This is a genomic window from Lamprocystis purpurea DSM 4197 (genome assembly GCF_000379525.1).
Lineage (GTDB): Bacteria > Pseudomonadota > Gammaproteobacteria > Chromatiales > Chromatiaceae > Thiodictyon > Thiodictyon purpureum.
The window spans coordinates 69,424-83,055 of sequence record NZ_KB902542.1 but is presented as its reverse complement, the minus strand read 5'-3'; the positions used below and the strand labels follow the sequence as shown (position 1 = coordinate 83,055).

Below are 13,632 nucleotides of genomic sequence, written 5' to 3'. Positions count from 1 at the left end.
CTGTCGGTGGGCCTTGATCACCTGCTACTCCTTCTCGAACCCCTGGCTCGTGAACTTCAGCGTCCGGCAGTTCTCGGTCACCGTGCGCATCACATGGTCCGACGCGCCGGCCGGAATCGCGGCCTCGACTTCAATGGTCACCGTCACCGTGGTCCCGACCAAGCCGGCGAGGTGCGCGATGACTTCCTCAGCGATCCGGCCCGCGTCACGACCCACGCGGGTCGCGTCGAGTACAGCCGTGCCGTGGAAGCGCTTCGGCTTGGCCGCCGCTGGTTGATGATCGGTTGTCGGTGTTTCGATAGGCTCGGAAGTGCTAGCCGAACCAGGTGTCGTGGTGTTTTCGCCCCCTGGTCCGGTCCCCAGTGAATCCCCAGAAGGACTCACCGGCGCAGTGGCCGCCCGCTCGGCATCCATCTGCCGACGCGTCACGTCCGGCTTCACCACCAGCCCCGGCGCATGGGCATCGATCAGCGTCACCATCTGCCCGCCGCGCAAGCCCTGGTAGCGGCCCGCGGCCGCATCGAACGCATCGGCGAAGCCGAAGCTGTCCTGCGCCCAGGTCAGCAGATTCATCCCATCGCCGATGGCATGGAGCAAGACGCTCGGGTCCTTGAGGCGCGGCAGGTAGAGATAGCGCGCGAAGTCCTCGACCAGTTGCTTGACCGCCACATGATCACCGCGCCATAGCGGCACCCGATCCAGTTCCATCTTGAGGCGCGTCGCGGCGAAGCTGGTCAGGTAGGACTCGTCGGAGCGCAGCTTCTTGCTGGCGCGCATCGCCAGCGCGTCGGTCCCGGAGAGGCGCAGTGCCTCCCAGGTGATGGGGGCCTGCGGCGTGGCTTGTCCCGGCACCAGCAGCCACAGATAGGTCTCCGGCAGCCGCGCCGTCACGGTGCTGTCGGCGGCGGTCCGCTGTGTCTCGGCCTGGGTCACCTGAAACGGCGACAGATTCAGGTTCTTCTGCTCGGCCAGGATCGAGACCCACGCCAAGAACTTCCGCGCCGCCTCGTCCAGGTCCTGCAAACGCGTCTTGTCGGCCGCCAGAAAGACCAGTGTGTTGCGGTACAGGCGGGGCGTGTTGCCGCGCGTCTCCAGGATCGCCTTAGCCGCCAACTCGGCCGGGCTGTTGGTCTCCTTGCTGTACGGATGCCCGATGCCCAGCACCACCAGACGCGCATCCAGATCGTCCGGCACGTCGGCGCCGCTCTGCGGCAGCGGGTGGATGCGGGGGAAGTCGCCCATGCGCGCCAGATCCTTGCGCAGGCGCTGCTCCAACTCATGCGCCACCTTGTCCGGCTCACGCTTGAACTGCTCGGCGCGGTCCTCGGCCAGCTTGGTTACGGTCGGCTGGGTCGAGTACCAGTAGTGCGGCCCGTCCTGATACAGATAAGTCGCCGCGGCGGCCATGCGGCGCAGCGCATCGCCGAATACGGCCGGCGATTCCCCAGGCATGACGCAGCCGAGCTTCACGCGCCGGTCTTCGATTCCTTTGTGCGCGGCGGCCGTGGTCGGCGCCGAGCCCAGGTAGATGGCGCGCGCCACCCGCCGACAGGCCGAGAGCTTGCCCAGGTTGGGCAATTCGCTGTCGAGTTTGAGCGGCAAGGAGTTCGGCCCGTCCACGTCCTTCTCGATCACCGGCACCCAGTTGTCCGAGAGGTAGCGCGTCAGCTCAGACTGCACGCGCGGATCGTCGATTGAAACATTGGCAGGCAGGATCAGCGGATTGCGGTCGCCCTTCTCCCACAGGCTATGGATCACCGCCGCCATCAGCCGCAAGACGCCGCGCGTGCGCTGGAATTTCACCAGGGTCGACCAATCGGTATAGAGCCGGTCGAAGATCTCCGGGTGGATCGGATAGGCCGCCTTGATGCGCTGCTCGTAGTCCGACTCGCGGCACTCGGGCGGAAACTCCGCCTGCTGGGTGCGGTAGAACTCGGCGAAGGCCCGCGCCACCACGTCGCGATCCTTGAACTGGGCCGGGTCGGACAGCGGCTGGAACAGGCGCCGCCGGACGATCTCGAAGCCCTCCTCCGCGCTCGCCGGCCGCCAGGAGGACTCCACCCGCCCCACCACGTTGCGCAACCGGTCCAGCGCCTCGCGCCCACGGGTGCCCCCGACCTCCACATCGTCCGAGTGCGACCGGCCCGAGGTATCCGAGGCCGGCAGACTGATGACCAGCAGGCAATTCCTGGCAAGCTTGGCCGATTCGGTCAGCACTTGGGCGAAGGTGAATTGGGTCTCGAAACCGCCGGCCGGCAGGTCGCTCTGGTCGTGGAGCTGGCGCGCGTAGGCCACCCACTCGTCCACCAGGATCAGGCAGGGACCGTAGTCGTTGAACAGCTCGCGCAGCACATCGCCGGGGCTGGTGGCCTGCGCGTCGTCCGCCTGCACGCGGGCGAAGGCTTGCGGACCGCCCAGTTGCCAGGCCAGTTCACCCCAGAGGGTGCGCACCACGGTGCCGTCAGGCTTGACACTCGGGTTACCGGGCGAAATCTTGTTGCCCACTAAGACCACCCGACGGGCGGTCGGAACCGTGCTTGCCCCGGCGGCTGCCATCACCGCGTCGATGCCAGCCAGTTCGGTCGGTGCGATGCCGGAGAACAGGTGATAGAGCGCCAGCATGGAGTGCGTCTTGCCGCCGCCGAAGTTGGTCTGCAACTGGATGACCGGGTCACCACCCGCCCCGGTTGCGGAGGGCGAGAGCCGCCGCAAGGCACCCACCAGCATCCCCTTGAGGCTCTCGGTGAGATAGGTGCGCCGGAAGAACTCGACCGGGTCGCGGTACTCGGCCGTGCCCTCGCCCAGGTGGACCTGCCACAGGTCGGCGGCGAACTCGGCCTGCTGGTACCGGCCGCTGGCCACGTCCTCGTGCGGCATCACCACCTCACGCCAGGGTTTCAGGCTGCCCGTCACCCCGCTCTCGATGGCCTGGCTGACCGACTTGCGTTTCTCGCCGCGCGCCTGCTCGTCGAAGCGCTGACGCAGCAGCTCCATCTTCATCCTGCCGACTTCGTCGGCCTCGGGGGCCGAGACGGCAGACAACAGCCGTTCCGCGGAGTCCAGGGCGCGGTAGGCGTCATCGCTGGAGATGGGCTCCTGATGCGCCCACTTGTTGCGCCAACTCCTGACCTCCGACACCAGACTGCGTTCCGCGTAACCCAGCGTCCTGCGGAACACCTCGTTCCAGGTCTCCCACATCAGCTTGAGTTGCGCCGCGGCGTCCCACTCGCAGATGCCCCGGTTGGCGAGGTTCGGGTCGTCGACGAAGCCCTTGACCTTCTCCATGGAGATGGCGTTGGCGGCGATGGCGGCATGAATCTCGCGCTCGACGAATGGGCCGAGCCCGGCCTTCAGATGCTCCAGCGATTTGCCGACACGCTCATGGTTGGTGATGGCCATGATGTTCTCTATGGTGTCCTTGTGAGCGCCTTCACTTGAGCCAGCAGCGCCGGAATCTCCACGGTCACCGCAACCCAGAGAATATCCGCGTCGATATCGAAGTAGGCATGTACCAGGCGGTTGCGCATGCCAATGATGGACTTCCAGGGAATGCCCGCGTGAGCGTTTCGAGTCTCATCCGAGACCTTGCTGGCCGCCTCGCCGATGATCTCGACGGCACGCACCAGCGCAAACAGCAGCATGCGATTGGTGTCCAGGTCCGCACGGGTGCGTCCTGCAATGAACCCCAGTGCGTCCTCGGCGGCCTCGATCATGTGGCCAACACGGATGCGATCCTCATCCTGCATATTGCACCTCAGCCATGCGCAAGACATCATCACGGAAATAGTGTGACAAGTCCCCTGCTGTACGCAGATCGACTGGTTTCCCTCCAAGCATCTCCGACAGCTCGATTTCCATTCCGGAAATACTAAGCAAACCAGGGATATGTTGCGGCTCGAATTCAACCAACAGGTCCAAATCGCTATCCGCCCGCGCAGTTCCCTTTAACTGCGACCCAAACAGCGACAGACGGCGAATGTGATGTCGTTTGCAGAATTGAACCAAGGCGTCTTCGTGGAGATTCAAAGCTGAGTGCATGGCATCCTCCGGAATGAACGAGGTTTCGCTTCTGGCTCCCACACTCCGGCGTGGGAGCAAGTCCCGACGCGCAAGCCGCGCGTGAGAACTCGGGCCGCTGGAGCGGCCAAAACTGCATTCCCACGCGGAGCGTGGAAACGAGGTAGACGGGCCGGCGTAAGCTCAAGCGGCCAAGTCATACGCCTGCCCTTCCTGTGCCGCGCGCCAGGCCAGGGTGTTGATCACCGTTTTCTGGCGCTCGAAGGCGTCCGCGCTCATCACCACCACGTCGGCGGGAATCAGACTCCGACCCAGCAGGGTGGCCAGGCGTGCCATCTCCGCGAAGCGGTCGGGCACCTCCTGTTCCACCACTAGCAAGTCGAGGTCGCTGTCTGCCCGTGCATCACCACGCGCCTGCGAACCGAACACAATCAGCAGGGTGCCAGCCGGAACTGCTGGCTTGAGGCAGGCCAGTGCGTCGTCGATCAGACTCATCATCGCCCCCCGTCGTCATCGAACAGATCACCGGTACCAGGAGTGGCGGCGCGCGGCGATGCCTGCGCCAGTCGGGTGATCTCGGGCCAGCTCTGCACCAGGCCGTTGTAGGCCATCGCCTCGGTTGCGCGCTTCTTGCGCTCGCACAGGGTGTAGAGGCGGTAGCACAGTTCGCGGGCGGTCTCGGCTTTGCTTCCGAGCTTGGCGACCAAGGCCGCCGCCGCGCCTTCGCCGCCGGTCTCCAGCACGCGAATCAGTTGGTGGACCATCATCCAGTGAGGAGTGAGTCGAGAGGAGGGAGGAGTGAGAGAAGAACCCTCTCGTTTCTCACTTCTCTTTCCTCTTTTCTCGTCCTCCGGGTCCCAGTCGGCGGGTAATTCGGCGGGTTTCAGCAGGCGCACCTTACCGGCCTTGGACACCAGGATGCCGGCCTCGACCAGCCCGGCCACGGCGGTGTTCTTGGACTTGGAGAGCTGTTCGGCGACGCCGTAATCGCCCTCGGCAAAGCCGGTCTGCTCGAACCAGGTCAGCGCCCAGCGGCTGTCGGCGTCGAAGTCGCCCTCCTGCTCGGCCAGGGCCTCGTCCAGCGTCTGATTGATTAGCGCCAGCGCGGCGCGCACCGGGAGCGGGTTGCCCTCGGCGTCGAGCACCTTTGCATAACGGGTGTAGACCGCCATGCCGGGGCCGATGGCCGCTTGGGCCAGATCGACTGGAGCGATGTTGCCCTTCTGCAAGTGAGCCAGCGCCGCCGGCAGTTCGGCCTTGAGTGCGGTGACGAATTCGCGGCGGGTCGCGGTTGGGGCGTCGGTGGGGCGTTGGCGACAAACGATGACAATGCTGGAGGCAAGTGCGTTAGTTCCGAGTCCAATTGAGCGAGATCCCCGCTCGGTTCGCATCGGCAAGGTGCCGGTGATCCCGAAGCCAGCTTCGATGACTGCGGCGAGAAAGGTATCCCAGCCGGTATTTGTCGTGCCGTCGGCGCTGTCACTCTCCGATTGCTTAAAGGCATAATAGATCGTCACCGGAAAGGCGGGGTGCGCCTGTTCGGCCAGTCGGCTCATGGCTTGTGTCATACCCTTGAGAAAAAACGCTTCTGCCTTTTCTTTGCTGCCATGACGGTACGGCGTGGCCACCAGTTCCGCCGCCTTGGGTACAGCCAACGTAGCAAAAAGCGCTGGAAAGACAGGCTTCAGAGAACGGCGCAACCAAACATAGAAGAAATCCGACAAATCGGCATAGCCGATATTGTCATAATACGGTGGATCGGTCGATACTACGGCGCCATTAGCAAGCTCAGTTACAATAGCGTCGACTTGTTCAGCGAAGGCCGGTGGTCCACCCGCAGCACAGCCGGAGAGAGCGCCGGAAACTATACCGACTGAGCCAATAAATGTCCCTCCTATATCTGCGAGCGGATTGACCTCGGCGTAGTCCCAAACCATTGGTATCGCATGGCGTGCAAACAAGCCCTTGGGGCGATCCTCCTTAGCATACCAAGGAACGATCGTACAGCCGTATTCGGCTGCCTTGTCCTCGGCCATCGCCAAGTACACCGCCACCGCATCAGCATAGGCCGTAGCGCCGGCGCCGCGTTTCTCCAAGGCTTTGCCATCATCGGAAAGCCCGGCCTGGATTGCGTCGCCTTTCACTTGTTCGCGCACCTCCTGCACCAGATCGGAGAAAGTCGTCAGCGCCACGAGTTGGCGGGGGGTGAAGAGATCACCCCACGAAGTCAAGCCGTAGGGCGTGCAATTGCCACCGGTCATTCGGGCAGCGATTTCACCTTCTGGCCGCCACGTTGGCTGTGCCTTTCGCGCTGCATTCTCATGCGAAGACGTGGGCGCGAGGTAGACCCGCCCTCTCAAACCCAAGGCAACGACTGCCATCAGCCGCGCACCCATACGCCCCGCCTTTGCCTCCACCTTGATGTAGTCCCCCGAGACGGGCGTACCGGACATCAGGCAAGAAAAATTCCCTCTGGCCAGTTTGGTACCCTTTTTCGCTGCATTCTCATCCTTTGGCTTACCCACTTTCACGGTGAAGCGGTAGCTACCATTTTCAATCACCGGCTCAACATACACCTCCTTGCCGGCCTTGGTGGAGAGCATGAAGGTGGACGCAAGCGGTACCTCAATGTTGGGAAAAGCCGGGTTGGGGCTCTTCACCGTACGCGCCCAAAGCCATGCAATGACGGTAAGTTTCTCACCGAGAGAACTTTTCAGATCCGGCCTTTTCTGGGCCAACTCCGCCGTGACCTCAACCTTGGGGTAGAGGTGGCCGATGCGCTTTGCCGCCTCGTCCCGCATCCAGTGCCCGTAATAGCGCACATCCTCGGCCAATCCGGTCGCGCCCATCCAAGTGCCTCCGCTTACGGCATCTGCACGCGAATTCGGATTCACTGGTGGTTTGCCTGCAAATCGTGGCGGAATTTCGATCATCGCCTTGTTGATCAGCACCGCCACCGGATTGAGGTCGGAGGCATAGCTCTCCAGCCCCAGCCGCTGTGCCTCCGACGGCAGTGTCCCGCCACCGGCGAAAGGATCATAAAAGGCAGGCAGCTTGTAGCGGTCGAACAACTCCTTAGCGCGCGGATAGTCGGCGTTCTCGGCGCAGGTATATCGCCAGCTCTGCCATATTTCATCGCGCGCCTGCTGCAATACCGTCTCATTGTTTGTGCTCTCCCATTTCACGAGTTCCTCAATGATGCGAAACAGTCGCTGCCGCTCTTTTTCTTGTGCCTTTTCGGTCTTGAAGAGGTCCGGATGGGCCGATGGGTCATCGACCATCTGCGCAAAGATCACGGCCCGTGCTGCCGCCAGCGGTCGCTGTGCCCACCATTTGTGCAGAGCTGAGGGGTTGCCTCGATAGATGAAGCCCTCCCGTAGCGATGCCTTATTGATCGCCTCCAGAGGCAGAGCGACCTCGATCAGTTTTTTCTTGATGGTCATGAAACAGTCTGACTGTTATCCTCTGGGGCCATGTGTCTTCGCCAGCTCTTGGATCTCTAGCACAAGATGATGAACGCTGGTGGTGGGATTATCTTCGCCGGTCTTCTCGGCATCCGTTTCAGCCCATTGGGCATGCTTGATGGCCGTTTCGATCCCGTCTTTCAATAGGTGGTAGGTGTTTCTTTGCGCTTTGGCGTATTCAAAAAATCCTGGTTGCCTACGCAGATCACGAATCACGGCATCGCAGAGAGATTGCTTGTCGGCGGCTTGAAAATGTTGGCGGGAATACGTGAAGTGGAGCAGCAACCAGTATTCGAAGCAGGGAATCGAGGGAATGGCCCGAAAGGGTTTTCCCAGGGTCTCAATGCGCTGAATGGTCGCCTTGTAGTGCTCATGCTGGTCGCGGTCAATGACACAGAAGACCTGGTCGAAACGATCGGACCCCAGTTGAGCGTCTTCCTCGTACAGCTTTTTCGCGTAATCGAGTACTCTATTAGGAGATGAACCCTCTGCTCCCGGCGCGATCTTCACGCGAAGCGTGTGAAGCTTGTAAGCATTGCAGAGTTCCGTAAAGTAGTAGGGTTCGGTCTTCATGCCTTCACAGACGATGAGGAAGCGCTTGCCTTCCTGGCGTTGCTGCTGCTGCCGTGCGATGGTAGCAGCCGTTTGTGCCTTCCGCTTCTTGAAGATGTCATCCGATCCCATTGAAGTCCAAGTCCTTTAGAAAGGGAATTCCGCCATAGCGGCCGTTCAGATAGCCCCGCTCAATGGCCTCATTATCACGAGGACTATAGTCTGACAAGGGGTAAAGCTGGGTTGCGTTCTTCTCGTCTTTTTCCATAAACCAGATCTGATCGCGCCGCAGGATCTTCTGGCTGAGGATCGTGGTGTCGTGGGTAGTAAAAATGAGCTGCGCCTTGCGCTCCTGGTGGTGCAGCAGTTTCACCAGATAGTGGACCATCAAAGGATGCAGACTTGCGTCGAGCTCGTCGACGATCAGCACCCGCTCATTCTCAATGACATCCAGCCACATGCCTGAAAAAGAAAAAAGCGCTCGTGTGCCGTCCGACTCGTCTTCCTGGTCGAACTCGACAAGCTCTCGACTTTCGATATCTTCGTGCATAAACTTAACCTCCATGATTTCTTGACCAGTCATTTGCTCACTGATCTCGTCACGCAAGGCCCCAGAGATTTCTTTAGGTAGAAATTCTGGCGAGAATACTTGGGTCTTGATACGAATATCCGCGATGGAGAGATCCGCCGAATTCATGAACTCCAACACACGGTGCTTGTGCTGCTCGTCTCGACAGCGCTTCATAGTGAAGTTTGGAAGGAAAAGCTGGTGTGCCTCGATAATCCTCAACCGTTGTTGGAACCAATTCAACACCGGTTTGAGTTGCTCGTTATTGAGTTGGATCGCGGTTGACAAAAACAAGGCATTGGCGCGCGTCTGCTCTCGCCAGTCCTGCCGCTTACGGCCGCCTAGAAACGACGAGCTGAATCGGTAATCGTCCTTATTGGCCGCCGCGTCATAAACCCGCTGAAACCACTTCTGCGCGCGGCCCTCCGGATAGGCGAACAGCCATTCCTCGGTGAAGCGTTGCCGGTTGCAGCGAAATCCGTATTGGTAGCGTACCCCGTCTTCGATAAACGCGACCTCAAACTCACTGTCCTCGGCGCGCGAGGCGGCGGTGAGCTTGAACGGCGTAACGTCGATCTCCTCGTTGGCCTGGCTTTCCTTGGCGGAGTTGATGATTAGATCACGTACAAAATCCATCGCACGAACTAGGGTGCTCTTACCTGATGCATTAGGGCCATAGATGACATTCGAGCGAAGCAGGCGAGGGACGGACTCGACAGCGCCCGTTTCAAAGGTATTCTCGGGCTCTAACTCTTTGAAATATTTCGATGCAGACATGCTCAAGGTCTGCTGATCGAGAATGGAGCGATAATTCTTGACGCTGAACTGGATAAGCATATTAGAGACGGCGGGAAAATATATCTTAGTTCGATTTTCCACCTTGGCACGCAAAAAATGCAACATAATATTTCGCAGGGGGAAATCGCTTGGACGGGTGCTCGCCCCCCGTTCGAGCCCTGCTGCTGCATCAATCGGGCGAAGTCTCAACGCGGTGTCTCGGCACGCGCAAGCAGCTCGGCAAAATCGTAGTTCACGCTGGTGACCCCGAAATCCGGCTCGCGAAGGAACGGCCGGCGCAGGTAGTGGACCCGGTGTGCGTCGTCGTCATGGAACTCGACGATGGCGAGGATAAAGTCATCCGGCTTGTTCAGAGAGTACAGAATCTCATTGCGGGTCACGGTGATAGTTGGGGCACCCGAGACGCGGCCCTTCACCTCAATGAAGCGCAGCTTGCCGGTGCCGGGGACGCGGCTCTCGATGTCGTAGCCGAGCTTGTCGAACTCCCGGTCGGTGGGGTCGAAGCCAAGGCGGCGCTCGATGTCCATGACGATTGCGCGGGCACGAGCGGCGCTGATCTGGGTATCCACAGGCACAGTCGGCGCGGCCGGTGCCTGCCCGGTTATGGCCTTGATCAAGCCGATCGGCACCACCAGCAGTCCGCCCAGCACCACCGGCGGCAGGGGCGAGAGTTGGGCTTCGAGCTTCAGGTCTTCCAGCCGTTTTTGCAGCCGCCCTTGCAGCAGGTCGGCCCGTTTGCGCGCCTCGCCGGAGTTGAGTCTAGCGTTGGGTTTGCCGGCCGCCTCCTGGAGCTTCAGCTCCTCGGCACGGTGGTCCCAGTAGGTGATCTCCTTGGTGAGGCGATCCTTGACCGCCGCCTCGGTCTTTGCGATGAGGTCCAGCTTGCGGCCTTTCACCTCGGCAAGGTGCTCCGGCACGACCTGGGCGATGGCGTAACCCTGTGCCTTTTTCTCCAGTTCGCGGTCGATCCACTGGCACTCTGGCCGGCCGAGGATGGCGTCGACACCGGGCTCTCCCGCGTCCAGTGGGCGGTAGTCGAGATAGGGGGCGTAGGAGAGGTGAGAAAAGAGCAGTGAGGAGTGAGAAACCAGGAGTGAGGAGTGAGTGGCTAGGTCTGGCGGCGGTTGCGACGCATCACCGTCAGCATTCGGCTCACTTCGTCCAACAAGCCTCGCAGCCGGGCTGTCTCCGGTTTGGGAAACCAACCGAGATCCTCGCACAGCGTCAGCAGGGTCTCCGTCTCCGCTAGCGAACCCTGAGCGATCGCCAGGAACTGCGCCTTTTCCCGCACCCCCTCCCGCGTCCATCCCTCCGCGATGTTCGCCGGCACTGAAACTGCGGCGCGGGTGATCTGGGACCGCATCCCGTAAGTTTCTTCCCTCGGCAGCAGCGGGACGAGCCGATAGACCTCCCGCGCCACCGACATGGCTTTCTGCCAGACAGTTGTCTCTCGATAATGCATCGCTCCCCCTCTCGCTCCTCTCGCCCGTCTCGCTCCTCACTCCTCTCCCCTCACTCCTCGCCCTAGCCTCGACATAGAGCATCCGCTTGGAGACGACCCGGCGCTCACCCGCGCGGGTCAGGCCGGCGTCCTGGATGGCGTGCTCCAGGTAGAAGAGCACCCGCGGTTGTGTGCCCAGATCGCGCTCGTCCACCAGGACGGTACCGCGCTTGAGCAAATCGCGGTTGCGCTCCAGGGTAAGGTCGATGACGGCATCCAACAGCGGATGGCCGGGGCAAACGAAGGCGGCGAGCGGCTGGCCCTGGGGTGCGACCAGGGCCTTGTCGAAGGCGATACGCTCGTAGCGCGGCAGCACCGGCTCGCCGATGCCGATGAGGCGGTCGCGGTTGCGCACCGGGGCGGGGACATGGCTGATCTCGTAGCGGCGGGGCTCGCGCTGTTTGGCGGTGCCGCCGAGTCGCTTGAATGCCTCATGGAAAAAGGACTCGATGTAGTGCGGTTGCAGGCGGCGGGCGTCCGCGCGCTCCATGTCTTCGCGGATGCGCCGGACCCCGCTCGCGTCCATGGCGTCATGGGCGAGGACGCGCTCATCGATCAGCTCTTGCAAGTGCCCCCGGTCGAGCGTGGTGTCGAGCACCGTGGTGAGGAAGGCTTTGACCTCGGGCCGTTCGCCGTGGCGGATCGCTTCGATCAGCAGTTCGCGCAGTGACTTGCCCTGAAACTGGAGCTTGCCGAGTACGTCGAAGACCTGGCCGCCCAGGGCCTGGCGCGCCTGTTCGAGCTTCTCCAAGAGCTTGCGGTAGACATCGCCCTCGCGGGTGTCGTCCGCCACCAGGTTCCATAGGTGGCAGACTTCGGTCTGGCCGATACGGTGGATGCGCCCGAAGCGTTGCTCCAGGCGGTTGGGGTTCCAGGGCAGGTCGTAGTTGACCATCAGGTGGGCACGCTGGAGGTTGATGCCCTCGCCCGCGGCGTCGGTGGCCAGCAGAACCTGGACCTCGGGGTCGTGCTTGAAGGACTCCTGGACCTTCAGGCGCGCTTCCCGACCGATGCCGCCGTGGATGATGACCACGGCGTCCTTGCGTCCGAGCAAGGTGGTGATGCGGCCCTCCAGGTAGTTCAGCGTGTCGCGGTGTTCGGTGAAGATGACCAGCTTCTGGTGCGGCGACGGCGTTGGCGGCGGGATCGGTCCCGCTCCGTAAGGTGCCTTGGCTTCTTCGATGCGGTCGCCCAACGCGGCCGGGGTGAAGACCGCGCCAAGCAGACTCGAAAGCTCCATCCATTTGGTGTCGTTGCCGCTGCGGCGCACCGTCAGGGCCTGGGCTTCGAGCCGGCGGAGGGTGTCGATCTCGATGCGCAGCTCGGCGATGGAGCGGGCGGCGGTGGCCTGGTCGAGGATGGCCTCTTCGACTGTCGCGACCTCGTCTTCGGGGGCGTCTTCGAGGTCTTCGAGGTCGTCGGCGTCCAGTGCCGCAGTCGGGGGCGGGACGCCCCCGCTCCGATGGAGCACATCAAGCTCGCGCAGCCGACTTTCCAGCCGTTCGCGGCGACGGCGCAGGGACTGGTAGATGGCCTCGGGCGAGGAGGCGAGACGCCGTTGCAGGATGGTCAGGGCAAAGCCGACGGTGCCGGCGCGCTTGTCGTTCTCCAGGGCCTCGGCGCGGTTGAACTCCTCGCGCACGTACTCGGTGACTGCCTGGTAGAGCGCGGCCTCGGGGTCCGAGAGCTTGTAGGGCACGGTGTAGGCGATGCGCTCGGGGAACAGCGGGGTGCCGTCGAACTTGAGCAGGCTCTCTTTGACCATTCGGCGCATCAGGTCAGAGACATCCGCGGTGTGCACGCCGTCGCGGAAGCGTCCCTCGAAGCGATCTCCATCCAGGAGCGCCATGAAGAGCTGGAAGTCCGCTTCCTTGCCGTTGTGCGGCGTGGCCGACATCAGCAGGAAGTGACGGGTCAGGGTCGAGAGCAGTTGCCCGAGCTTATAGCGCTTGGTGTACCTTGCCTCACCGCCGAACACCGTGGCTGATAGCTTGTGGGCCTCGTCGCAGACCACCAGGTCCCAGCGACAATCCGGGGCCTGAAGCTTCTGCTGCACGTCCTCATTGCGCGAGAGCTTATCGAGACGCGCGATGGCGAGGTTGGTCTCCAGGAACCAGTTGCCGGTGCGTGCGGCCTCCAGCTTATCGTTGGTGAGGATCTCGAAGGGCAGGTGGAAGCGGCGATACAGTTCGTCCTGCCACTGCTCGGCCAGGCTGCCGGGACAGACGATGAGGCAGCGTTGCAGGTCGCCGCGGGCGACCAGTTCCTTGATGAGCAGGCCCGCCATGATGGTCTTGCCGGCGCCGGGGTCGTCGGCCAGCAGGAAGCGCAACGGCTGGCGCGGCAGCATCGCCTCGTAGACGGCGGTGATCTGGTGCGGCAGCGGGTCGACCATGGAGGTATGCACCGCCAGCACCGGGTCGAACAGGTGGGCCAGACGAATGCGGTGGGCCTCCGACACCAGCCGGAAGAGCGCGCCGTCACCATCGAAGCTCCAGGGGCGGCCCTGTTCGACCAACTCCAGGCGAGGTTCGTCGTGGCGGTAGAGCAGCTCGTTGGCAACCTTGCCGGCCGAGGTTTTGTAGGTCAGTTCCAGCGCCTCGGAACCGAACCACTGGACGCTGACGACCGTCACCAGGGCATCGGGGAGGATGCCGCGGATGGCCGCATTGGTCTGGAGTTGTTCGAGCTGCATCGTCAGGTGCCGCGTCCTTGTTCTTCGCGTTTGTGCA

At 62.3% G+C, this 13,632-nt stretch carries 8 protein-coding genes; all 8 read right to left on the bottom strand.

Annotation, left to right across the window (positions count from 1 at the left end):
- Positions 1-24: 24 nt before the first annotated feature.
- Positions 25-3,399 carry a Swt1 family HEPN domain-containing protein gene (locus A39O_RS0126800; RefSeq protein WP_020507743.1) on the bottom strand — a complete coding sequence of 1,125 codons (3,375 nt, stop codon included), beginning with the start codon at positions 3,397-3,399 and terminating at the stop codon, positions 25-27.
- An 8-nt stretch (positions 3,400-3,407) separates the two neighbouring features.
- Positions 3,408-3,746 (bottom strand): HepT-like ribonuclease domain-containing protein, encoded by a 339-nt coding sequence (locus A39O_RS0126795; protein ID WP_020507742.1) that lies wholly within the window; start codon positions 3,744-3,746, stop codon positions 3,408-3,410.
- On the bottom strand, positions 3,736-4,038 hold the full coding sequence (locus A39O_RS0126790; protein WP_020507741.1) for a nucleotidyltransferase family protein: 303 nt from the start codon (positions 4,036-4,038) through the stop codon (positions 3,736-3,738). The genes A39O_RS0126795 and A39O_RS0126790 overlap by 11 nt, the downstream gene beginning before the upstream one ends.
- 162 nt (positions 4,039-4,200) lie before the next feature.
- Positions 4,201-4,512 (bottom strand): nucleotidyltransferase domain-containing protein, encoded by a 312-nt coding sequence (locus A39O_RS0126785; protein WP_020507740.1) that lies wholly within the window; start codon positions 4,510-4,512, stop codon positions 4,201-4,203.
- Positions 4,512-7,460, bottom strand: coding sequence for a DUF1156 domain-containing protein (locus tag A39O_RS35390; RefSeq protein WP_020507739.1), 2,949 nt, complete (start codon positions 7,458-7,460; stop codon positions 4,512-4,514). The genes A39O_RS0126785 and A39O_RS35390 overlap by 1 nt, the downstream gene beginning before the upstream one ends.
- A 15-nt stretch (positions 7,461-7,475) precedes the next feature.
- A complete protein-coding gene (locus tag A39O_RS0126775) occupies positions 7,476-8,165 on the bottom strand; it encodes an RloB family protein (protein ID WP_020507738.1) in 690 nt (229 codons plus the stop codon).
- The gene (locus tag A39O_RS0126770) at positions 8,152-9,588 is read right to left on the bottom strand and encodes an AAA family ATPase (RefSeq protein WP_211211740.1); all 1,437 of its coding nucleotides are present in this window, start codon (positions 9,586-9,588) and stop codon (positions 8,152-8,154) included. Before A39O_RS0126770 ends, A39O_RS0126775 begins: the two co-directional genes overlap by 14 nt.
- A complete protein-coding gene (locus A39O_RS43860) occupies positions 9,585-13,595 on the bottom strand; it encodes a helicase-related protein (RefSeq protein WP_020507736.1) in 4,011 nt (1,336 codons plus the stop codon). Before A39O_RS43860 ends, A39O_RS0126770 begins: the two co-directional genes overlap by 4 nt.
- Positions 13,596-13,632: the final 37 nt, after the last annotated feature.